This is a genomic window from Modestobacter roseus (genome assembly GCF_007994135.1).
In the GTDB taxonomy this organism is placed as follows: Bacteria; Actinomycetota; Actinomycetes; order Mycobacteriales; family Geodermatophilaceae; genus Modestobacter; species Modestobacter roseus.
The window spans coordinates 3,895,321-3,915,943 of the sequence record NZ_VLKF01000001.1 but is presented as its reverse complement, the minus strand read 5'-3'; the positions used below and the strand labels follow the sequence as shown (position 1 = coordinate 3,915,943).

General features: G+C 75.5%; 20 protein-coding genes. 8 read left to right on the top strand and 12 right to left on the bottom strand.

Features of this window, described 5'->3' with window-relative positions; all coding sequences use genetic code 11:
* Positions 1–9 precede the first annotated feature (9 nt).
* Entirely contained in the window at positions 10–903 is an 894-nt protein-coding gene (locus JD78_RS18785) for a haloalkane dehalogenase (RefSeq protein ID WP_153362249.1), read from the bottom strand.
* 100 nt (positions 904–1,003) lie between these two features.
* Between JD78_RS18785 and JD78_RS18780 the strand changes: the two genes are divergently transcribed.
* Complete coding sequence (locus JD78_RS18780) at positions 1,004–1,777, top strand: MerR family transcriptional regulator (protein WP_166521299.1); 774 nt, start codon at positions 1,004–1,006, stop codon at positions 1,775–1,777.
* 142 nt (positions 1,778–1,919) lie between these two features.
* Positions 1,920–3,011, top strand: a complete 1,092-nt coding sequence (locus JD78_RS18775; RefSeq protein WP_166521298.1) for an FUSC family protein — start codon at positions 1,920–1,922, stop codon at positions 3,009–3,011.
* Between the two features lie 11 nt (positions 3,012–3,022).
* On the opposite strand, the gene JD78_RS18770 is transcribed toward JD78_RS18775, so the two are convergent.
* Positions 3,023–3,484, bottom strand: a complete 462-nt coding sequence (locus JD78_RS18770) for a hypothetical protein (protein ID WP_153361417.1) — start codon at positions 3,482–3,484, stop codon at positions 3,023–3,025.
* A 146-nt stretch (positions 3,485–3,630) separates the two neighbouring features.
* Here JD78_RS18770 and JD78_RS18765 point away from each other — a divergent pair, with 146 nt between their 5' ends.
* Together JD78_RS18765 and JD78_RS18760 are read left to right on the top strand one after the other, a co-directional pair.
* Positions 3,631–4,878, top strand: a complete 1,248-nt coding sequence (locus JD78_RS18765; protein ID WP_153361418.1) for an MFS transporter — start codon at positions 3,631–3,633, stop codon at positions 4,876–4,878.
* A gap of 29 nt (positions 4,879–4,907) precedes the next feature.
* On the top strand, positions 4,908–5,270 hold the full coding sequence (locus JD78_RS18760; RefSeq protein ID WP_153361419.1) for a TfoX/Sxy family protein: 363 nt from the start codon (positions 4,908–4,910) through the stop codon (positions 5,268–5,270).
* A 38-nt stretch (positions 5,271–5,308) separates the two neighbouring features.
* On the opposite strand, the gene JD78_RS18755 is transcribed toward JD78_RS18760, so the two are convergent.
* Both JD78_RS18755 and JD78_RS18750 read right to left on the bottom strand, forming a co-directional pair.
* Entirely contained in the window at positions 5,309–6,121 is an 813-nt protein-coding gene (locus JD78_RS18755) for a methyltransferase domain-containing protein (RefSeq protein WP_228395279.1), read from the bottom strand.
* A gap of 38 nt (positions 6,122–6,159) precedes the next feature.
* A complete protein-coding gene (locus JD78_RS18750) occupies positions 6,160–6,786 on the bottom strand; it encodes a hypothetical protein (protein ID WP_153361421.1) in 627 nt (208 codons plus the stop codon).
* A gap of 248 nt (positions 6,787–7,034) precedes the next feature.
* Here JD78_RS18750 and JD78_RS18745 point away from each other — a divergent pair, with 248 nt between their 5' ends.
* On the top strand, positions 7,035–7,376 hold the full coding sequence (locus JD78_RS18745; RefSeq protein WP_153361422.1) for an STAS domain-containing protein: 342 nt from the start codon (positions 7,035–7,037) through the stop codon (positions 7,374–7,376).
* A gap of 70 nt (positions 7,377–7,446) precedes the next feature.
* Entirely contained in the window at positions 7,447–7,875 is a 429-nt protein-coding gene (locus tag JD78_RS18740) for a hypothetical protein (protein ID WP_153361423.1), read from the top strand.
* Between the two features lie 10 nt (positions 7,876–7,885).
* On the opposite strand, the gene JD78_RS18735 is transcribed toward JD78_RS18740, so the two are convergent.
* Both JD78_RS18735 and JD78_RS18730 read right to left on the bottom strand, forming a co-directional pair.
* Positions 7,886–8,176 carry a DUF1540 domain-containing protein gene (locus tag JD78_RS18735; RefSeq protein WP_153361424.1) on the bottom strand — a complete coding sequence of 97 codons (291 nt, stop codon included), beginning with the start codon at positions 8,174–8,176 and terminating at the stop codon, positions 7,886–7,888.
* A 111-nt stretch (positions 8,177–8,287) separates the two neighbouring features.
* The gene (locus tag JD78_RS18730; RefSeq protein WP_153361425.1) at positions 8,288–9,721 is read right to left on the bottom strand and encodes an FAD-binding oxidoreductase; all 1,434 of its coding nucleotides are present in this window, start codon (positions 9,719–9,721) and stop codon (positions 8,288–8,290) included.
* A gap of 162 nt (positions 9,722–9,883) precedes the next feature.
* Here JD78_RS18730 and JD78_RS22695 point away from each other — a divergent pair, with 162 nt between their 5' ends.
* On the top strand, positions 9,884–13,246 hold the full coding sequence (locus JD78_RS22695) for an ATP-binding protein (protein WP_166521297.1): 3,363 nt from the start codon (positions 9,884–9,886) through the stop codon (positions 13,244–13,246).
* Between the two features lie 5 nt (positions 13,247–13,251).
* Here the strand turns inward: JD78_RS22695 and JD78_RS18720 are convergent, their stop codons facing one another.
* Positions 13,252–13,506, bottom strand: coding sequence for a hypothetical protein (locus JD78_RS18720; protein ID WP_153361427.1), 255 nt, complete (start codon positions 13,504–13,506; stop codon positions 13,252–13,254).
* 78 nt (positions 13,507–13,584) lie between these two features.
* Here JD78_RS18720 and JD78_RS18715 point away from each other — a divergent pair, with 78 nt between their 5' ends.
* Entirely contained in the window at positions 13,585–14,802 is a 1,218-nt protein-coding gene (locus JD78_RS18715; protein ID WP_153361428.1) for an arginine deiminase, read from the top strand.
* 12 nt (positions 14,803–14,814) lie between these two features.
* Here the strand turns inward: JD78_RS18715 and JD78_RS18710 are convergent, their stop codons facing one another.
* From JD78_RS18710 to JD78_RS18690, 5 genes are all read right to left on the bottom strand, one after another.
* Complete coding sequence (locus JD78_RS18710) at positions 14,815–15,546, bottom strand: hypothetical protein (RefSeq protein WP_166521296.1); 732 nt, start codon at positions 15,544–15,546, stop codon at positions 14,815–14,817.
* Positions 15,547–15,566: 20 nt separating this feature from the next.
* Positions 15,567–16,289 (bottom strand): helix-turn-helix domain-containing protein, encoded by a 723-nt coding sequence (locus JD78_RS18705; protein WP_153361430.1) that lies wholly within the window; start codon positions 16,287–16,289, stop codon positions 15,567–15,569.
* Positions 16,290–16,606: 317 nt separating this feature from the next.
* Positions 16,607–18,538, bottom strand: coding sequence for an alpha/beta hydrolase (locus tag JD78_RS18700; RefSeq protein WP_166521295.1), 1,932 nt, complete (start codon positions 18,536–18,538; stop codon positions 16,607–16,609).
* Between the two features lie 4 nt (positions 18,539–18,542).
* Positions 18,543–19,811 (bottom strand): APC family permease, encoded by a 1,269-nt coding sequence (locus JD78_RS18695; RefSeq protein WP_153361432.1) that lies wholly within the window; start codon positions 19,809–19,811, stop codon positions 18,543–18,545.
* A 79-nt stretch (positions 19,812–19,890) separates the two neighbouring features.
* The gene (locus tag JD78_RS18690) at positions 19,891–20,586 is read right to left on the bottom strand and encodes a TetR/AcrR family transcriptional regulator (RefSeq protein ID WP_153361433.1); all 696 of its coding nucleotides are present in this window, start codon (positions 20,584–20,586) and stop codon (positions 19,891–19,893) included.
* Positions 20,587–20,623 lie beyond the last annotated feature (37 nt).

The following is a 20,623-nucleotide window of genomic DNA, read 5'->3' as shown; positions in this document are numbered from 1 at the left end:
AAGGGCAGCTCAGCGCAGGGTCGGGATCCACTCCGCCAGCGCGCGGCCGATCTCGTCCGGTGAGTCCTCGGGTACGAAGTGCCCGCCGGGCACCGTGACCTCGGTCAGCGCCGGCCAGCGCCGCACCCTGGTGCGCTGCCGGCCGACCAGGATCGACCCCGGCTCCGCGTTGAGGAACAGCTTCGGCACCTCGCTGTGCGCCAGCCACTGGCCGTAGCGGTCGACGACGTCGTGCACGCCCGGCGGCACGTGCTCGATCGGGAGCTGCCGCGGCCACTCCAGCGTCGGCCAGCGGTCGGCGGGCTCGCGGAAGGGCGCCCGGTACCGATCGTGCGCCTCCGCCGAGAGGCCACGCCGAACCTCGGCGGGCAGGATCTTCTCCACGAACACGTTCTGCTCGAGCACCTTGCGCTCGCCGTCGGCCCCGCGCATGGCCTGGAACACCGGCTTGGCCGCCCGCGGCCAGTCGGCCCAGATCATCGGGGTGACGATCGCCTCGGTGAACGCGATGCCGCGCACGGCGTCGGGGTTGCGGGCCGCCCAGTCGAAGCCGAGCGCCGAGCCCCAGTCGTGCAGCACCAGGGTGACCCGCTCGCTGACCCCGACCTCCCGCAGGAACCCGGTGAGGAACTCCGCGTGCCGGTCGAAGGAGTAGCTGCCCGGCCCGGGGTCGGCCAGCTTGTCCGACTCCCCCATGCCGATCAGGTCGGGCGCGAGGCAGCGGCCGAGGTGCTGCACGTGCGGGATGACGTTGCGCCAGAGGTAGGACGACGTCGGGTTGCCGTGCAGGAAGACGATCGGGTCGCCCTGCCCGACGTCGACGTAGGCCATCTCGTGGTCGTGCACCCGCACCCGGGAACGCGGGAACGGGTCGTCGGCGGGCACGGGCGTGGAGTCGGCCATGACCCGGAGGTGCCCCGCCGTCCCGCCGTCCGAAACGGGCTTGACCCTGACGCCACGTCAGGCTGTTGCCTGGTCCCCGTCAACCGAGGAGGGAGGGGCGATGAGCTGGACGGTGGGTGAGCTGGCCCGGCTGGCCGGCGTCACGGTGCGCACTCTGCACCACTACGACCGGATCGGGCTGGTGCGGCCCAGCGAGCGCACGTCGGCGGGCTACCGCAGCTACGACGTGCACGACCTGGACCGGCTGCAGCAGGTGCTGCTCTACCGCGAGCTCGGGTTCCCCCTCGATGAGGTCGCGACCCTGCTGGACGACCCCGACGCCGACCCCGCGGCGCACCTGCGCCGGCAGCACCGGCTGCTGCGGGACCGGCTCGAGCGCACCCAGGCGATGGTCGCGGCCGTGGAGAAGGAGATGGAGGCACGGCAGATGGGGATCTCCCTGACCCCGGAGGAACGGTTCGAGGTGTTCGGCGACTGGCTCCCGGAGGAGTACGCCGCCGAGGCCGAGGAGAGGTGGGGCGACACCGACGCCTGGGCCCAGTCCCAGCGCCGGACGACGGCGATGACCAAGGAGGACTGGCTGCGGGTCAAGGCCGAGGGCGACGACGTCGAGCGCCGGTTCGCCGAGGCGATGGCGGGCGGCGTACCCGCCGACTCCCCACGGGCGATGGACCTGGCGGAGGAGCACCGGCAGCAGATCAGCCGCAACTTCTACGACTGCTCCCCCGAGATGCACGCCGGCCTGGGCCGGATGTACGTGGAGGACGAGCGGTTCACCGCCCACTACGAGCAGATCGCACCGGGCCTGGCGCGGTACGTCAGCACCGCCGTCCAGGCCAACGCCGCCCGCCAGGGCGGAGAACTCCAGGCATAGGAGGCTTTGCACCCGGTTTCCCGGCCAGGACCGGGTGCAAAGCCTCCTATGCCTCGGATCGCCCGCGGGGGTTGACCCGGGCGAGCGACGTCACCCCGCCCCGGCTCACGGCACCCCGAGGACAGGGCCCATCCTGGTCGGCGTGGGGTGGGTGATCGCGCGGCTGCAGCAGCCGTGGGTGCAGCGGGCGGTGCGAGCGGCGCTGGCAGCCGGGCTGTCGTGGCAGGTGGCGTTGCTGCTGCCGCCGTCGCTGTCCGAGTACGCCTACTACGCCCCGCTCGGTGCGGTGATCGCGGTCAGCCCCACGGTCGCCGACTCGGCGTCGGCGGCCTGGCGCAGCATCGTGGCGATCCTGGTCGGGTTCGGCCTGGCGGTCGCGCTGTTCGAGGCGACCCGGGGGGTCTCCAACGCGATCACCATCGCGCTGATCGTCGCCGTCGCGATCGTGGTGGAGCAGTGGCGGTGGCTGTTCCGCGAGCAGGCCAGCTGGGTGAGCTTCGCCGCCGTCCTCATGCTCACCGTGGGGACGGCGGACCCGGCCGAGTACGCGCTGCGCTACGCGGGGCTGACCCTGCTGGGCGCCGCGATCGGCGTGCTGGTGACCAGCCTGCTGTTCCCGCCGCTGCAGCTGACCACCGCCGAGCAGCGGATCGCCCGCACCCGGGTGCTGCTCGCCGAGCACCTGGAGACGATCGCGGCGTCGCTGCGCAGCGGCCAGGTGCCCGAGCTCGGCGAGTGGGAGGCGCGCGGCGACCAGCTGGACCACGCGCTGGACCGGATGCGCAGCGCCGAGGCGATGGTCGAGCGCGCCCGGCGGGCCAACCCGCGCGCCCGGCGCTGGCGGGGCACCGCGAGCAACATCCGTGAGCAGTCCCGCGCTCTGGACCGGGTCGCCGTCCTGATCGACGACCTCACCACCCTGGTGGTGGAGTTCCAGCCGCACCGGCGGGGGCTGGACCGGGTGGACGACGGCACCGGCTGGGTGCTCGCCGACTCGCTGGACGGCCTGGCCGGTGTCGTCCGGATCCCCTACCACGCCACCGACACCGAGCCGGACGAGCGGGACGCCGCCATCGCGACGGCGCTGGCGGCCGCGGACCGGCTGACCGCGCTGCTCCGCGGCTCGGAGATCGGCGACGACGAGGGCTTCTTCGCCCTGGCCGCGGTGACGATCGGGATGCACCGCTCGCTGGCGACCCTGGAGGCACACGTCCGGTTCCCCACCCCCGCCTGAGGGCGCAGCCCTCAGCCGACGTCTCCCACGCCGGACTCGACACCGCATCCCGGGCAGATGACGTACTGAGGGGACCCGCCGACCCACCGGTGGTCGCCCTCGTCGAAGCCGCATGCCCGGCACGCCGTCTCGACCGTGGGCGGAAGGGGCTCCCCGGCCCGGACGACGGTGACGACCTCACCCGTGGCCACCAGCTGCCTGCCCTCGAAGAAGTCGAGGTGCTGACCCGACCGGAGTGCTTCGTCCGAGAGCCCGAAGAGGCGCAGGTAGACGACGGTTGACTCGCCGGGTCCGAGAGCGTCGTCCATCACCCACTCGCAGTCCCACTGGACCGCTTCGCCCGAAGCGGACCGCTCCCCGAGATCGAGCTGCGGTCGGTAGCGGGGACCGGCCGGCGTGCGTCGTCCGCCCTGCTCGGTCGGCAGCATCCGGACGTCGATCGCGAAGTACGCCCGCTGTCCGGCGTCCTCCACCGGTCGTGACCCACCCCGCCACCACCGCACGCTCGTCCCCCGTCGTCCTCCCGCCGCTCCGCTCATCATGGCGGTTGCACGTGGAACGTCCGCCCTCGGCGGAAACCGGACGACGACGTCCCTGAGCCCGGCTAAGGTCCGGCCTCGTGAGCCGCGCCGGTGAGGTCCTCGTCCCGGCGCGGCTGGGGCACAGCTTCCGGTGGCTGCTCGCCTCCTCCTGGACGTCGAACCTGGGTGACGGGATCGCGCTGGCCGCCGGGCCGCTGCTGGTGGCCGCGCTCACCGAGGACCCGTTCCTGGTCGCCCTCGCCGCGACCGTGCAGTGGCTGCCGCCGCTGCTGTTCGGCCTGGTCGCCGGGGCGCTGACCGACCGGCTGGACCGGCGGCTGATCGTGCTCGTCGTCGACCTCGCCCGCGCCGTCGTCCTCACCGTGCTGACCCTGGCGGTGGTCACCGACCGGGTGTCCATCGCCGTGGTGCTGGCCGCGCTGTTCCTGCTGGCCACCGCCGAGGTGTTCGCGGACAACAGCGCGCAGACCCTGGTGCCGATGCTGGTCGCCCGGGACGACCTGGCGGTGGCGAACTCGCGGCTGCAGACCGGGTTCATCACCGTCAACCAGCTCGCCGGCCCGCCGCTCGGCGCGGCGCTGTTCACCGTCGGCGCCGCGTGGGCGCTGGGGGTGCAGGCGGTGCTGATCGCGCTGGGCGCGGTGCTCGTCACCCGCGTCGTCCTGCCGGCCCGGGAGCCGCGCACCGGCGCGCGCACCGCCATGCGGCACGACATCGCCGAAGGGCTGCGCTGGGCGCGGCACCACGCCGCCGTCCGCACGCTGGTGCTGACCATCACGATCTTCAACGTCACCTTCGGCGCCGCCTGGTCGGTGCTGGTGCTCTACGCCACCGAGCGGATCGGGCTGGGCGAGATCGGCTTCGGGCTGGTGACCACCGTCGGCGCCGTCGGGGGCATCGTCGGCGGCCTGAGCTACGGGTGGATCACCCGCCGGGTGAGCCTGGGCGACCTGATGCGGATCGGCCTGGTGGTCGAGACGCTGACCCACCTGGCCCTGGCGCTGACCTCGAGCCCCTGGGTCGCACTGCCGGTCTTCTTCGCGTTCGGCGCGCACGCCTTCATCTGGGGGACGACGTCGGTCGCCGTGCGGCAGCGGGCGGTGCCGTCGGCGCTGCAGGGCCGGGTGGGCAGCGTCAACGTGGTCGGCGTCTACGGCGGGCTGGTGATCGGCTCGGGCATCGGCGGCGTCCTCGCCCAGCACTGGGGGGTGACCGCCCCGTTCTGGTTCGCCTTCGCCGGGTCGGCGGTGTTCGTGGTGCTCATCTGGCGCTCGCTGCGGCACATCGCGCACGCCGACGAGGCGCCGGTGCCGGCAGCGGCCTGAACCCGGCGCGGACGCGGCATGCTGCGCGCATGACCTACGACCGGGAGCTGGCCGACCGCGTGCGGGCCGCGCTGTCCACCGAGCACGGGGTGTCGGAGAAGGCGATGTTCGGCGGCCTGGCCTTCCTCCTCGACGGCGCGATGGCCGTCGCCGTCGCCGGGCAGGACGGGCTGATGGTGCGCAGCGACCCGGCGCGCGCCGACGAGCTCACCGCGGCCGACGGCGTGACCCGGATGGTGATGCGTGGTCGCGAGCTGGACGGCTGGCTGCTGGTGCGGCCCGACGTGCTGGACGACGAGGACGCGCTGCACCGCTGGGTCGCCACCGGCCGGGACGTCGCCCGGAGCCTGCCCCCGCGCCGGGCCGGGTCAACCCGCTCCAGCGGACGTTGAGCCGCGGCAGCACACGGCTCAACGTCTCCTGGGGCGGCTCAACCCGACCCGCTGGGCTGCACGCGGATGAGCAGCTCGCCGTGCAGCATGCCGAGCCAGCCGTCGTCGGCCGCCGCCCAGGCCAGCCACGCCTCCGCGACCTCCTGCAGCTCGGCCGGGGTGGCCAGCCCGTAGGCCACCGCCTGCTCGGCGAACGCCGACGCCGTAGCCCGCCCGGCCCACGACGTGCCCCACCACTCCCGCTCGGCCGGGCTGGCGAAGCACCACGCCGAGGTCGTCGCGGTGACGTCGGGGAGCCCGGCGACGTGCGCCCAGGAGAGCAGCCGCCGCCCGGCGTCGGGCTCGGCGTCGTTGCGACGGGCCACCCGCTCGTACAGCTCCAGCCACCGGTCCAGGCCCGGGGAGGCGGGGAACCAGGTGGTGGCCGCGTAGTCGACGTCCCGGACGGCGACCACTCCCCCGGGCCGGCAGACCCGGGCCATCTCCCGCAGCGCGGCGACCGGGTCGGTCAGGTGCTGCAGCACCTGGTGGGCGTGCACCACGTCGAAGGAGTCGTCGTCGAAGGCGAGCGCGTACCCGTCGCCGGTGACGAACTCGACGGCCACCCCGGCCCGGGCGGCGAGGTCACGCGCCTCGGCGAGCGGCGCCGGTGCGACGTCCAGGCCGACGACGCGCCCCGGCGCCACCCGGGCGGCCAGGTCGACGGTGATCGTGCCCGGGCCGCACCCGACGTCGAGCACGTCGAGCCCGGGCCGCAGCTGCGGCAGCAGGTACCCGGCGGAGTTCTCCACCGTGCGCCAGCGGTGCGACTGCAGGACCGGCTCGGCGTGCCCGTGCGTGTAGGTGTCCACCCGCGCAGGATGCACCAGACAGACCATTCAGTGGGACGTCATTCCCAGGTGGTGGGATTGTCGGCGGCGCGGACGACGGCCACGGCACCCAGGGCCTCCACCAGGAAGCCCGAGGCTGACAGCACGTCGGCCACCGCGGCGTTCATCGTCTGCTGCACGACGGCGTCGGTCTCCGGGCCGCGCACCCGCCCGACCGACGTCCGGTCGTGCTGGGTCCAGGAGACGACGACCCCGTCCCGCTCCGGGCTCGGTGTCAAGCACACGCCACCCAGCGCGCGGTCCGCCGTGCGGCCCGCGCAGTCGTGCAGCGGCAGGCCGGCCTCCGCGACCGCGGCGGTGATCTCGCAGACCAGCCCGGTGAGCGGGTCGGCGTCGGAGATCAGCGGGTCCCAGTCGTCGGCCAGCCGGTCCAGCAGTGAGGACAGGTGCGCGAGCCAGCTCCGGTCCTCGGGGGAGAACTGCCGCGACAGCGTCCCGTCGGCCCGGCACGCGCCGTAGCCGGGCTCGGCGAACCAGCCGTCGGCGGTCAGCCCCGCGACCGCGGCGTCCAGCTGGCTGGGGAACGGCCCGGCCAGGACGACGCCGTCCTCGTCGACCAGCCACCAGGCGGCGTCGGCATCCCGCCCCACCGCCGTCCTGGGCTGATGACCGTTCGACGCGCTCACGCCAGAGACCCCCACTGATCGACGACCGCGCCGGGGAAGTCGGCGCGCTCTGCAACCGTCATCGGCAGGCCGGGCGCGGACGGTCACCGTCGCCCGCCCCGTTGACCCCAGCTCCCCCATCGCCCTCCGGGCGTCCCGCCACCCCCTGCCGACCGGCGACGTCCTCACCCGGGCGAGTCGCACCGCACTGACCTGCGGGTTCGTTCCGGGTCACGTTTCAGCGAGGAGGAGCGGGTACCCAGTCCGTCGTGACCAGCAGCCCCGATCCCCGCGGATCGGGCGCGGTCGTGCTGACCGAGGACGGCGCCGGCTCCCTGCTCCGGCTCAGCGGCAGGATCGACCGGGAGACCGTCCGCAGGTTCCGGCTGGAGATGCCGCCGTCGTCCTGGCCGGAACGGGTCGACCTCGAGGCGGTCACCGCACTGGAGACGGCCGGGCTGGAGCTGCTGGTGCACCTCGCCCGCAAGCCGCGGCGCCGGGGCAGCGAGCTGCAGGTGCTCCACCTGCCCGACCCGCTGCGCCCGACGCTGGAGCGCGCCGGCCTCTCCTGGCTGCTGCCGCGCCCCGACGACCGGGCGGCGCCCGCCTGACCTGGGCGGCTGGCGCCAGGTCGAGCGGTCAGGTTAGCCTCGCCTCACTCGATGTGAAGTGGGGTTCTCGATGGGTCTGCGACTGCCGGTCGGCGGCGTGACGGTCCTGGTCGGTCCGGCGGGCACCCGGGCAGCCACGATGGCGGCGCTGGACCCGGGCAGCGCCCGCTGCGCCGGCGGCCACGCCTCGCTGCCGGTGGTCCGGCTGACCGCCACCCCCGGGGACGACGTGCCGCACCGGCTGGCGGCCGTCGAGCAGGCGCGTACCGGCACGGCGTCCGTGGTCCTGGTCGACCACCTGACCGTGGGCCTGGCCGCAGGCGACCGGCACGCGGTGCTCGCCGCGCTGCGGGGTGTGGCCGGGGCGGGCCGCGCCGTCCTCGTCGACGACGGCGACCCGGTCGCGGCGCTGTCGGTGGCCGACGGGCTGCTGCGCACGCCGGAGCTGGTCGTCGAGCAGCTGCCCGACTCCGACCAGCTGGAACAGCTGGTCGGCTGAACTCAGGCGGTCAGCTCGGCTTGTAGGTCAGGCAGTCGGCCGCGTCGGCACCCGAGCCGACCTGCACCGCGGACGCGCGGCACTCGAGTGCCTCGTTGTGCACGCAGTCCGAGCGGTGGCAGGCGCCGACGACGCCGGTGCGGTCGAGCCCGGCGCGGAACGAGATCTCCACGAAGGTCCCGCAGTGGGCGTGGTCGCCGCCGACGGTGATGGCGCCGGCGTGGCAGGTGTGCTCGGCGTTGTACGAACAGCTGTCGACCGAGCAGTCCTGCACCTGGGGCATGTCCAGCATCTGGGTCATGTGACCAGGCTGACAGCACCGCCGGGGACCCGCCAGCCAGGAGAGGCTGCCCTGACCGCTGCCGGTCGGGTGCGGGAGGGGGCAGGCCCCGCACCCGACCGGCCGCTCGGGTCAGCTCCGCGCGGTGAGCGCGTGCCCGGCCGTGAAGACCCCGCGCGGGTCGACCCGGCGCTTGACCGCCACCAGCCGCTGGGCCACCTCGGCGGGGAAGGCGGCGACGACGTCGTCGGGGCCGTCGACCGCGCCGAGGAAGTTCAGCAACCCGCCCGGCGCCCGCCACGGCTCCGCGGCGCCGAGCACCCCGCGCACCACGACCGGCACCACGTCGGCCAGCTCGGGGACACCCGGGGCGATGACCATCAGCCCCCAGGCGCCGTCCCGGCCGGCGACCGCACTGGGCACGCGCGGCTGCCGGGCGAGGGCGCCGCCCAGCTGGCGCAGCTGCACGGAGACCAGCGGCACGTCGACGCCGGGGCCGGCGGCGGCCAGCAGCGCGTCCACCGTCCCCGCCGTCAGCTCGCGCAGCAGCACACCCCGCTCCCAGGTGGGCATCGGGTCGACCGGGTCCATGTGCACCGCGTCCAGCTCGGTGGGCAGCATCCGCCCGACGTGCCCGAGCAGGATGCGCCCGGCGGCCTGCATCGGGGCCAGCAGCTCCGCGCACCGCTCCGGGGCGAGACCGGTGGCGGCGAAGGTCACCTGCACGACCAGCTGGCCGCGCAGCGGCTCGGGCAACGTCTCCAGCGGCGGCAGGCGCAGCACCGACGCCGAGGTGGTGACCTCCTCGGGCAGCGCCGGCGCCCACTGCCGGTAGGTGTGCAACACGGTGGCGGCGTCGGCCCCGGCGAAGAAGACGCAACCGGCGTGGATCTCGTCCGCGGGGAACAGCTGGATCTCCAGCGCGGTCACCACACCCAGGTTGGACCGGCTGCCGCGCACCGCCCAGAACAGCTCGGGCTCCTCGTCGGCGGTCAGCCGGCGCAGTTCGCCGTCGGCGGTGACCAGGTCGACGGCGACCACGGAGTCGGCCGCGAACCCGTACCGGCGGGCGAAGGGCCCCACCCCACCGCCGAGGGTGTACCCGACCACCCCGACGTCGGACGAGGAGCCGACGAGCGGCACCAGCCGGTGCTCCTCGGTGGCGGCCAGCACCGCGGCCCACTTCGACCCGGCCTGGACCCGGGCGACCCGGCGCACGGGGTCGACGGCCACCCCCTGCATCCGGCGGGTGGAGATCAGCAGCCCGCCGACCGCGGCGTGCACCGGACCGTGCCCGGTGGCGTGGGCCGCGACCGGGAGGTCGTGCTCGACGGCCCAGGCGACCGCGGCGGCCACGTCGGCGGCGCAGGTCGCGCCCACGACGACGGCCGGCCGGTGGGTGACGGCGACGTTCCAGCAGGCCGCCTCCGCGGCAGCCCCCTCGTCACCGGACCGGTACACCGGCCCGTGCACGCGGGCGCGCAGGGCGTCGAGGGCCGCGGCGTCGGGCGGGACGGTCAGCCGCACGGCTGCGGAGTCGGACTGGGGGTGTTCGGCGATGCTCATCGGGTTCCTCGCAGGTGGCCGCGGGTCACCGCGGCGGTGGTTCGGACGGCGCACACCGTCCCGCCCCGCACTGGAGCCGAACTGGAGCCCCGCTGTACCGCCCGCTCCAGTCACGTCCCAGGCCCCTGTGCAGCGCGGCCTCCCGCTGCCATGCTGCCCGCCGTGCGCTTCCGGGTGCTGGGACCGCTGGAGGTGGCCGACGACGACGGCCACCTCGTCGACGTGGGCGCCGCGAAACCCCGCGCCCTGCTGACCCTGCTGCTCGCCGAGCCCGGGCGGGTGGTCCCCGTCGACCGGATCGTGGCGGCGCTGTGGGGCGACGAGCCCCCGGCGACCGCGACGGCCACGCTGCAGACCTACGTCGCCCAGCTGCGCCGCCTCCTCGAGCCCGGCCGGGCGCCGCGCGAACCACCGCGGGTGCTGCTCACCCGCCCGCCGGGCTACCTGCTGGACGCCGCTCCCGCGGACGTCGACCTCACCTGCTTCACCGACCTGGTCGACCGCGGCGACCGGGCGGTGGCCGCGGGTGACCCCGGCGGTGGCGTGCAGCTGCTGGACCGGGCCCTCGCGCTCTGGCGCGGTGCGCCCCTGGCCGAGCTGACCGACTCCCCGTCGTCGGTCACCGAGCGGCAGCGGCTGACCGAGCTGCGGGTGCGGGCACGCGAACGCCGGTGCGACGCCCTGGTCGCCGTCGGCCGGCCGGAGGCAGCGGTGGCCGACCTCCAGCAGCTGGTGGCCGACCACCCGCTGCGGGAGCGCTTGTGGGCCCGGCTGGTCGCGGCCCTGTACCTCGCCGACCGGCAGGCCGACGCGCTGGCCGCGGTGCGGCGCTGCGCCGGGCTGCTGCGTGCCGAGCTGGGCATCGACCCGGGCCCGGAGCTGCGCGACCTCGAGCGGGCGGTGCTCCGGCACGACCCCGCCCTGCAGTCCCGGGTTCCCCGGCCGGAGCTGCCGGCTCCGCACGTGGCGCACCCCCCGCCGGAGGAGGAGACGCTGGTCGGCCGCGCCGCCGAGCTGTCCCGGCTGGAGACGCTGCTCGGTCAGGTCGCCGCGGGACGCCCGGCCGTGGCGCTCGTCGAGGGCGAGGCGGGGATCGGGAAGACCCGGCTCGCCGAGGCCGTGGCCGACCGGGCGCGACGGCGGGGCTGGCCGGTCGCCTGGAGCCGCTGCGCCGACGAGCCCGGGGCCCCCGCCCTGTGGCCGTGGACCCAGGCGCTGGACCAGCTCGACCAGCCCGAGCTCAGCCCGGCCGGCGCCGAGGAGGCCGATGCCGACGCCGCCCGGTTCCGCCTGTTCCAGGAACTGCGCACCCGCCTGGTGGCGGCCACGGGCGCACCGCGGTCCACGCCGGTCGTCGTCGTCCTGGACGACGTGCAGGCCGCCGACACCACGACCCTCGTGCTGCTGGGCCTGCTCGTCCGGCACCTCCCCCGGTCGCCGCTGCTGCTGGTGCTCACCGTCCGCACCACGGGCGAGCTGCTGCCGGCCGCCGTCGAGCAGCTGCTGTCCCGGCTGGGCCGCGAGCCGGCGCTCACCCGGCTGGTGCTCGGCGGGCTGGGCACCGACGACGTCGGCGCCCTGCTCACCGCCCAGCTGGGCACCGCGAGCGACCGCGAGCTCGCCACGGCCGTGCACGACCGCACCGGGGGGAACCCCTACTTCGTCGTGGAGCTGTCCCGGTGGATGGGCGGGCACGGCCGCCGTCTGGACCGCGTGCCCGTGCCGCCCTCGGTGCGCGACGTGCTCCGGACCCGGCTGGCCCGACTGCCGGACAGCACCGAGGAGGTCCTCCAGTTCGCGGCCGTGATCGGCCGCGAGGCCCCGCTCGACCTGCTGGAGGCGGCCGGCCCCGCCACCGACCAGGTGCTGACGGCGATGGACACGGCGGTCGCGATGGGGCTGGTCGTGCCCGGCGACGCGCCGTGGAGCTGGCGGTTCACGCACGCGCTCGTGCAGGAGGTCGTGGTCGGCGACCTCACCCCGGTGCTGCGCGCCTGGCTGCACGCCCGGGTGGCGGCGGCGCTGGAACGCCAGCGCGCCGGGGTCACCGGTCCGGCCGCCGCCGCACTCGCCGAGCGGCTGGCCCGGCACCACGTCGAGGCGGTGCCGGTCACCGGGCCCGACCCGGCGATCCGCGCGTCGGTGGCCGCCGCCGACGCCGCCCGTGCGCGGCTGGCGCACGACGAGGCGGCGGGGCACACCCGCCGTGCGCTGGACCTCCTGGTCACGGACCGTCCGGAGACCCCGGGGAGGCGGCTGGACCTGCTGATCACCCTCGGTGACGACCTGCTGCGCAGCGGGCACCTGCTGGACGCCCAGTCGGTGGTCGCCGAGGCGATCTCCTGCGCCCGGGAGCTCGGTGACCGGCGGCGGCTCGGCGAGGCGGCCGCGGTGTGGGGCGGGGTCACCCTGTGGAACTGGCGCCCCCACGGCGTGGTCGACGCCGAGATGGTCGCCGTCCTGGAGGAGCTGCTCGCCGACGAGCCCTCGGCGGAACGGTCCACCCTGGACGACGACCGGCGCCGGGCCCGGCTGCTCGGCACCCTCGGAGTGGAGCTGGCCTTCAGCGAGGACCTCGAGCGCGGCCCCCGGTCGGCCGGGCATGCGGTCGCGCTCGCTCGCCGCCTGGATGACCCGGAGCTGCTCGGCCGGACGCTGAACAACTACGGGCTGGCCGTCTGGGGGCGCCCGGGCGCCGCGGAGCTGCGGCTGGCGGCGGCCGACGAGGCGCTCGCGCTGGCCGGTCGCGGGCTCCCGCGCCGCACCGAGTTCTTCGCCCGGCTGCACCGGGCGGCGATCCGGCTGCACCTGGGCGACCGGGCCGGCTTCGAGGCCGACCAGGGCGCGGGCCGGCGGCTGGCGCTGTCCCTCTCCGGGCCCGAGGTCCGCCCCCAGGTGCTGTGGCAGGCGGCCGGCGCGGCCTGGCTGCGTGGTGACACACCCGCCGCGGACGAGCTGACGCGGGAGGCCTACGAGCTCTTCCGGGTGGTCACCCCGCACGCCCGGCACGCCTGGGCCGCGCACCAGTTCACCCTGCGCCGCCCCGAGGGACGCCTGGACACGGTGCTGGACCTGCTGGTCGAGACCGGCGACGAGGGCAGCCCGCTGCTGCGGGAGATGGCGGTGATCGCCGCGGCGGAGTCCGGCGCACCGGACGAGGCCCGTCGGCTGCGCCGCCGCTGGGGCCGCTCGGCGGTGCGCGACTGGGCGTCGGACGTGGTGGTGCTGCTGGAGGGTGAGTCCGCGCTGCTGCTGGACGACCCGCGGGCCTGGGAGGCCGCCCTCACCGCGCTGGCGCCCTTCCGCGGCCGCCAGGCCGTCCTCGGCACCCCGGCGTTCAGCCTCGGCTCCTACGACGAGCTGATGGGCCGGCTCGTCGAGCGGTGCGGCGACCTGCCGGCCGCGGTCGAGTCGTGGCGCGCCGCGGCACGCCAGGGGCGCGCCGTCGGCTCGCCCTGGCAGGTGTCCACCGCGGAGCGCCACCTCGCGCGCGTCGGGGCCCGGTCCGGGCCGGCCGCGGTCTGAACCGGTCAGCCGCGCGGGCGCCGGCCCACCGGGGGCAGCCGCCCCGCCACCGCCCGGGTGGCGTACCCCCCGGCGACGGCGGCCGCGATGAGCACCAGCAGCAGCCCGAGGAACCCGATCCGGTCGACGCCGGCCAGCTGGAGGACCAGCAGCAGCACCGCGGCGACGAGGAACGAGAGCCCCGCGGCGAGCAGCACGACCAGCCAGCGCGGCTGGCCGCCGGGCGTGGGCGGCGGAGGGGGCGGGTCGACCGGCGTCACGCCGGTAGTGGACCACGACCAGCAGGGTCACCCGTTCCGGGCTGGCCGCGGACGCCGTGATCGGCGAGGCTCGACCGCATGACCGCCCCCTGCTCGGTGACCAGCGAGGTCGGCCGGCTGCGCACCGTGCTGCTGCACCGGCCGGGCGCGGAGCTGCGCCGGCTCACCCCGCGCAACAACGACGAGCTGCTCTTCGACGGCGTGCCGTGGGTGGCCCGCGCGCAGGAGGAGCACGACGCGTTCGCCGCCGCGCTCACCGAGCGCGGGGTGGAGGTGCTGCACCTGCACCGGCTGCTCACCGAGGTGATGGCGGTGCCCGCCGCGCGCGACGAGGTGATCGCCGAGGCGGTCGACGACCCGCGGCTGGGCGCCACGCTGCAGCACGCGACCACCGCCCACCTGGGCGGGCTGGCGCCGGACGACCTGGCGCAGGCACTGATCGCCGGGGTGGCGCACGACGAGCTGCGCGGCGGCCGGGGCCTGACCTACCAGCTGATGGACCGCGGGGACTTCGTCGTCCCCCCGCTGCCCAACCTGATGTTCACCCGCGACTCCTCGGTGTGGGTCGGCGGGCAGGTGGCCGTGACCTCGCTGGCGATGCCGGCCCGGGCCCGGGAGAGCGCGCTGACCACGGCGGTCTACACCCACCACCCGCGGTTCGCCGGGGCCGAGCAGCTCTACGGCGCGCACCTGGAGCACCTGGAGGGCGGCGACGTGCTGCTCCTCGCGCCCGGGGTGGTCGCCGTCGGCGTCGGCGAGCGGACGACGCCCGGCGGGGCGGAGCGGCTGGCCCGGCGCGTCTTCGCCCGCGGGCTGGCGCACACCGTGCTCGTCGTCCCGATCGCCCAGGAGCGGGCGACCATGCACCTGGACACGATCTGCACGATGGTCGACGTCGACGCGATGGTCATGTACCCGGCGGTCGCCGACTCGCTGCGCGCGTGGACCGTCACCAGCGACGAGCTGCCCGACGACGCCGACACGGTGGAGCTGACCGTGCGCGGGCCCCGGCCGTTCCTGGACGCCGCCGCCGAGGCGATGGGCATCGACCGGCTGCGGGTGATCGACACCGGCCTGGACCCGGTGACCGCCGAGCGCGAGCAGTGGGACGACGGCAACAACACCCTGGCGCTCGCGCCCCGGCTGGCGGTGGCCTACGAGCGGAACACCGTCACCAACGCGGCGCTGGAGAAGGCCGGCATCGAGGTGCTGGCGATCGCCGGGTCGGAGCTCGGCAGCGGCCGCGGTGGCCCCCGGTGCATGTCCTGCCCGGTGCTGCGCGAGCCGCTGGTCTGACCAGCCGGTCGATCAGGCGTCGGTGGCGATGAGGACGTCGAGGGCCGACCGTCCGGCTGCGGCCTGCCCCTGCTGCAGGAGAGTCCACGCGGCATGGGTGTCGTCCCGCAAGGCAGCCACGCGATGCAGGCGGCGCCGGTCCTTCGACGTCATCTGATCCGCCATCGCAAAGGGGTCCGCGACGAGGGACAGCAAGAGGGCCAGGTCGCGATGATGCCGGCTGACGTCGCCGCCGAGCCCGCACGCCGCTGCCTTGATCACGATCGCGCCGAGCAGCGAGGGGCAGGGGATCGTGCCGACGCGACCCTCATGGTGGATCTCGACCGGCTCGGTACGGATGAGCGCCTGCGTCCCACCAGGTGACTGGATCGTCCGACCAGGACGGACGGTGTACAGCGGTGTGTCCGGCCGGAGCCCTTCGGGTGCGAGGACGTCGACGACGACCGGGCGAGGCTCGGCGGGGTGGACGAAGCGGTGGGCGACGCCCTCGGCGCTGATGTCCGGGACGAAGTCCGCCATCGCCAGCGCAGCAGCGATGCGGGGAAGGACCTCTGGGGCTGCCCGGACGTCGGCGACGACGTCGCCGTCCTGGCTGACCACCGAGGGCATGGTCCGCTGCTCCAGTGCATGGACGAGGACCATCTGGCCGCCGACGAGCGTCCACTGGTCGGGCAGCGCGTCGGCCAGGTCCAGGAGAACGTGCCAGAGCAGGTCGACCGGAGCGCCGAGGGTGGGCAGGTGCACGACTCGCTGGGGCGACGCGGTCATGCCCGTACCCGTCGACTGGCGGGTAGCCGGCCCGCGAGCCCGTTGAGCGCCTGGGCGCCGGCACTCAGCGCACGCGGCTCACCGGAGTCGAGCAGGTCGGCGGCGAGCATCGCGAGTCCCGGACGCGCCTCGGCCTCGTCGGCGAACGGCCACACGTCGACGGGCACCCGCACGACCAGGTTGGCAGCCTGGAAGCCGACGTCCTGCCGGATCGCCAGGCGTCGGGCCAGGTCTGACCAGATCGCCTCCGGGACGTAGACCTCCAGCGCGGCCCCGACGGCCACCACGTCGGCCCCGGCGGCTGCCGCCGCCACCGGACCTGCCCGGACGACCTGTGCTGCAGCGGCCAGACGGGGCAGCGCTGCCGGGTGCGCGAGGCACAGGATGCGCTCGTGGCGCTTTCGCAGGGCGGCCCGCCAGCGTCGGGCATCGGCGCCGGCCAGCTGCCTGGCGTGCACTCGAGCCCGGCTCCGATCAGCCCGGTTCAGCCACGGCGCGGCGCCCCCGTCGAGGAGGTCCAGGACGCCGGCGGCGATACGCGGGGCCAGCGGCCTGCCAGGGACGCCGTTCTCCCGCTTCGCGCGCTCGATCTCGCCGCTGTCGATCAGCCAGATGGAGCCGAGCTTCCGACCACGGAGCCGCCCGGACTGGAGCAGCTGTCTGACGCGCGACTCGGCGACGCCGAGGGCAGCGGCGGCGTCCGCGACCGACCTCTCCACGCGCCCTCCCTCGACCAGCTGTCCACGAAACACTATCGCCAGCACAACTGTTCCAGGTCCAACTCGCGAACGCGCATACCTCGACCGGGTGGCGCGGGTGGCGCGGGTGGCGCGGGTGGCGCCTGACGCATCCGCCGCTCCGCGGGCGCGGCCACTCGTGGGCTCATCGCCGATTGCGCCACAGGACGACAGCGATCACGGCCATGGCACCGAACGCGAGGACGGTGAGGACCACACCGATCCAGCCCGGGTCGTCCGGGACGACCCGGCCACCCGGCGCTACGGCAACCACAGCAGCACGCGCCGAGGACAAGGGGTCAGGCTCCCGGGGCGAAGGCCTCGACGGCGGGGAGGAAGACCTGCTCCCGGTAGACGTCGCTGCGCGCCGGGCTCGACGTCAGCTGCACCACGGCCAGCCCGGCGTCGGACTCCGCCAGGGCGAGGTCCACCCGCTGGCCGAGGTCGTCGACCCGGTACAGGTCCCAGGTGGCCGACTCCGTCTCCAGCCGGTCCACCGGTTCCAGCGGCGCGCCACCCAGCTGTGCGGCCAGCTGCTGGAGCACCTGGTCGGCCGTGGCCCCGGGGGCCACCTGCTGCACCAGGGTGACCAGCGGCGACTGCTGGAACGCGCCGGGGACCACCTCGGCCCACCCGTCCGGCCGGACGCCGGAGACGCTCAGCTCCTCGCTCTCCCAGTCCGTCATCTCCACCTGCACGCCCTCGGCGGTGAACGCGGGCGCCTCGACGTCGTCGACGCACGCGGTGTCGGGCTCGCTGCCCGGGTCGGCCAGGAACTCCCGGGTCAGCTGCGCCGCGCACTCGTGCGTGCCCACGGATCCGTGCCCGGTGCCGGGGAACTCGACGTAGACGCTGTTCCCCAGCTCCTCGGCGAGCTGCTCGCCCCACCGCGGCGGGGTGATCGGGTCGAGCTCACCGGCCAGCACCAGGGTGGGCAGGTCGCTGTCCAGCGCCTCGTTCTCGCCGTCTCCCGGCTCGCCCGCGCCCCAGCTGGCACAGACGTCGAAGATGCCCGGCCCCATGGTGGGCGTGCTGTCGAAGAAGCTCGCCACCAGCGGGTTGTCGGCGACGGCGTCCGCCACGGCGTCCGGGTCGCTGAAGCTGACCTCCTCCTGGCACTGCACGGCAAGCTGCTGACCGATGCTGACCAGGTCCAGCTGCTGCGCGGAGGCGCCGAGCAGCAGGCCGATCGTGCCGAACTCCCCCTGGTTCGCCGCGGCGTCGACCACCTCGGGCAGGAACGGGATCAGCTCGGTGGAGTACATGCTCTGGAACAGGAAGCCGATCAGGCCGGCGCCGTCCAGCGGGCTCTCCACCCGCTCCCCGGTGGTCGGGTCGACGACGATCACCGGTACGGGGGCGGCGTCCAGCTCCGCGGCGAGGTCGGTGACGGTCTGCTCCAGGTCCGGGTACCGCTCGGCGCACCCGGCGTCGGCGGCGCAGGAGGCGAACAGCGCCTCCAGGGCCCGGACCGCGTTCCCCGGCGTCTCCTCGTACAGGTCGGCGTCGATCGGGTAGGAGGCGTCGAGCACCACCGAGCGGATGCCGTCAGGGGTGTCGCGCATGGCGGTCTGCGCCAGCCGGGTGCCGTAGGAGATCCCGTAGAGGTTCCACTCCTCGTGGCCCAGCGCGCGGCGCAGGTCGTCCAGGTCGGCGGCGGACGCGGCGCTGTCGTAGTCGGCGACGTCCACCCCCTCGTCGACCAGCCGCTGCCGGCACTCCTCCAGCGAGGCAGCGGCCTGGGCCGCCAGCTCCTCCACCGGCTCGGCCGACCCCAGCGACTCCCGCACCCACGAGCTGTATTCGTCGCAGGCCAGCGACGGCTCGCTCAGCCCGGTGCCGCGCTGGTCGAGGAGGATCAGGTCCCGGTCCTGGGCGAGCGGCTCGTACAGCTGCCCGAACGCCACCGGAACCAGGTCCAGCGTCCCCTGCCCGGGGCCGCCGGAGAGGTAGACGAGCGGGTCCGCGGCCGCGTCGTCGTCCGCCGCGGCGACGACGCCGAAGGCCAGCTCGATCGTCGGCGAGTCCGGGTCCGTGCGGTCGGCGGGCACCTCGAGGGTGCCGCACTCCAGGTCGACACCGGCCGGCACGTCGACGTCGCAGGCGCCCCAGGAGACCTCCCGGGCCGGGGCGCTCGACGAGGCCGCGGCGTCGTCGTCCTCCCCGGAGCTGGTGCAGCCGGCGGCCAGGAGGAGGAGGGCGAGCGGCACGGCCGCCAGACGTCTCGTCACATGATCACTCAACCAGGTCGCCGGTCCGGCCGCCCCGCGACAGGCGCGCCAGCCGGCCCAGGACGCCGACCGCGAGCACGCCGACGCCGACGGCGACCGCGCTCGGCGGCAGCGTGACCACCAGGACGACGCAGCCGACCGCCCCGACCACCTGCAGCGCCCGCGGGAACCGCCGGTGCGGGGGCGCCTGGGTGAACGCCGACAGGTTGGCGACCAGGTAGTAGAGCAGCACGCCGAAGGAGGAGAACCCGATCGCGCCGCGCAGGTCGACGGTGAGCACCAGCACGCAGACGACGACGGCGAGCGCCACCTCGGCGCGGTGCGGCACCGCGTACCGCGGGTGCGCGGCGGCCAGCCACCCGGGCAGGTCCCGCTCCCGGGCCATCGCCAGGCTGGTGCGGCCGATGCCGGCGATCAGCGCGAGCAGGGCGCCCAGCGCCGCGGCCGCGCCGCCGATGCGGACCACCGGCGCCGCCCACGACCAGCTGCCGGCGTCGACCGCGGCCGCCAGCGGCGCCGCCGTCGCCGCCGTCCCGTCCGGGCCGAGCACCGCCAGCAGGGTGACCGCGACGACCGCGTAGACGACGACCGCCAGCCCCAGGGCCAGCTGGATCGCCCGAGGGATGGTGCGCGCGGGGTCACGCACCTCCTCGCCCATCGTGGCGATCCGGGCGTAGCCGGCGAAGGCGAAGAACAGCAGCCCGGCCGACTGGAGGACGCCGTACCAGCCGCCGCTGGCGCCGTCCCAGGGGCTGACCCGTGACCACGTCGGTGACCCGCCCACCAGGCTGGCCAGCACCACCACGGTCAGCGCGGTGAGCACCACGGTGACGATCACCCGGGTGAGCCGGGCGGTGCGGGTGATGCCGCGGTAGTTGACCGCGGCCAGCGCGGCGACGGCGCCCACCGCGACCGGGCGCTGCCAGCCCTCGGGGGCGGCGTAGGCGGCGAAGGTCAGCGCCATCGCCGCGCAGCTCGCCGTCTTGCCGATCACGAAGCCCCAGCCGGCGAGGAAGCCCCACCACGGGCCGAGCCGCTCCCGGCCGTAGAGGTAGGTGCCACCGGAACGGGGGTACTGCGCGGCGAGCTGGGCCGAGGCGGTCGCATTGGCGTAGGCGACGACGGCGGCGAGCAGCAGCCCGATCAGCAGCCCGGCGCCGGCGGCCCGTGCAGCGGGGGCGAAGGCGGCGAAGACCCCGGCACCGATCATCGAGCCCAGGCCGATGACGACGGCGTCGCCGGTGCCCAGCCGGCGGGCGAGCGCGCCCGTCACCGGCCGGACCTGCGTCGGGGGGTCGGCATGGTCCGGGGATCGTAGGGACGCCGGGTGAACGCCGGGTGTCCCGCCGCGGTCAGTCGCCCGGGGGCCCGATGCGGTCGAGCCACTCCCCCATCAGCACCTTCTCCCCCGGACTGAGGACGTCGACGGCAGGGAGCGCAGCGCGCAGCGTCCGCGCCGCAGCGGGCAGCGGCGCCCCGGGGACGTCGGCCGGCGGGTCGGTGGTCACGGCGGCGATGGCCGCCTCCCGGGCGACGTCGGCGAACCGCGGGTCGCGCTCGGCCGCCGGGGTGCTGATCAGCACCAGCGTCACCCCGAGGCCGGCGGCGTGCACCAGCTGCGCGGCCGTGTGCTCGTCGACCCGCAGCCGGCCGGCCGCCGCGATCCGCCGCAGCATGCCGAGCAGGATCTCCGTCGACCGCTGGACCGCCGGCGAGGGGCCGCCGGGCCGTGGGGTGCCGTAGATCGCGACGTAGGCCGCCGGGTTGGCCAGGCCGAACCCGACGTGCAGGTCCCAGCCCCGCCGGAGGTCCTCGACCGGGTCCTCGGCGTGCTCGCGCGTCGTCTTCTGCTCGACGTACTCCGCGAACCGCCGCTCCGTCACCGCGTCGAGCAGCCCCTGCTTGTCCTCGAAGAGGCGGTAGATGGTCGGCGCCTGCACCCCGGCGGCGGCGCCGACCGCGCGGGTGGACATCGCGTCGACGCCGCCCTCGTCGAGCAGCCGGAGGGCCGCGTCCACGATCCGCTCGCGCGTCGTCGGGCTGCTCATGTAGCAACGCTAACACGCCGCCTGCACATTGCGGGTA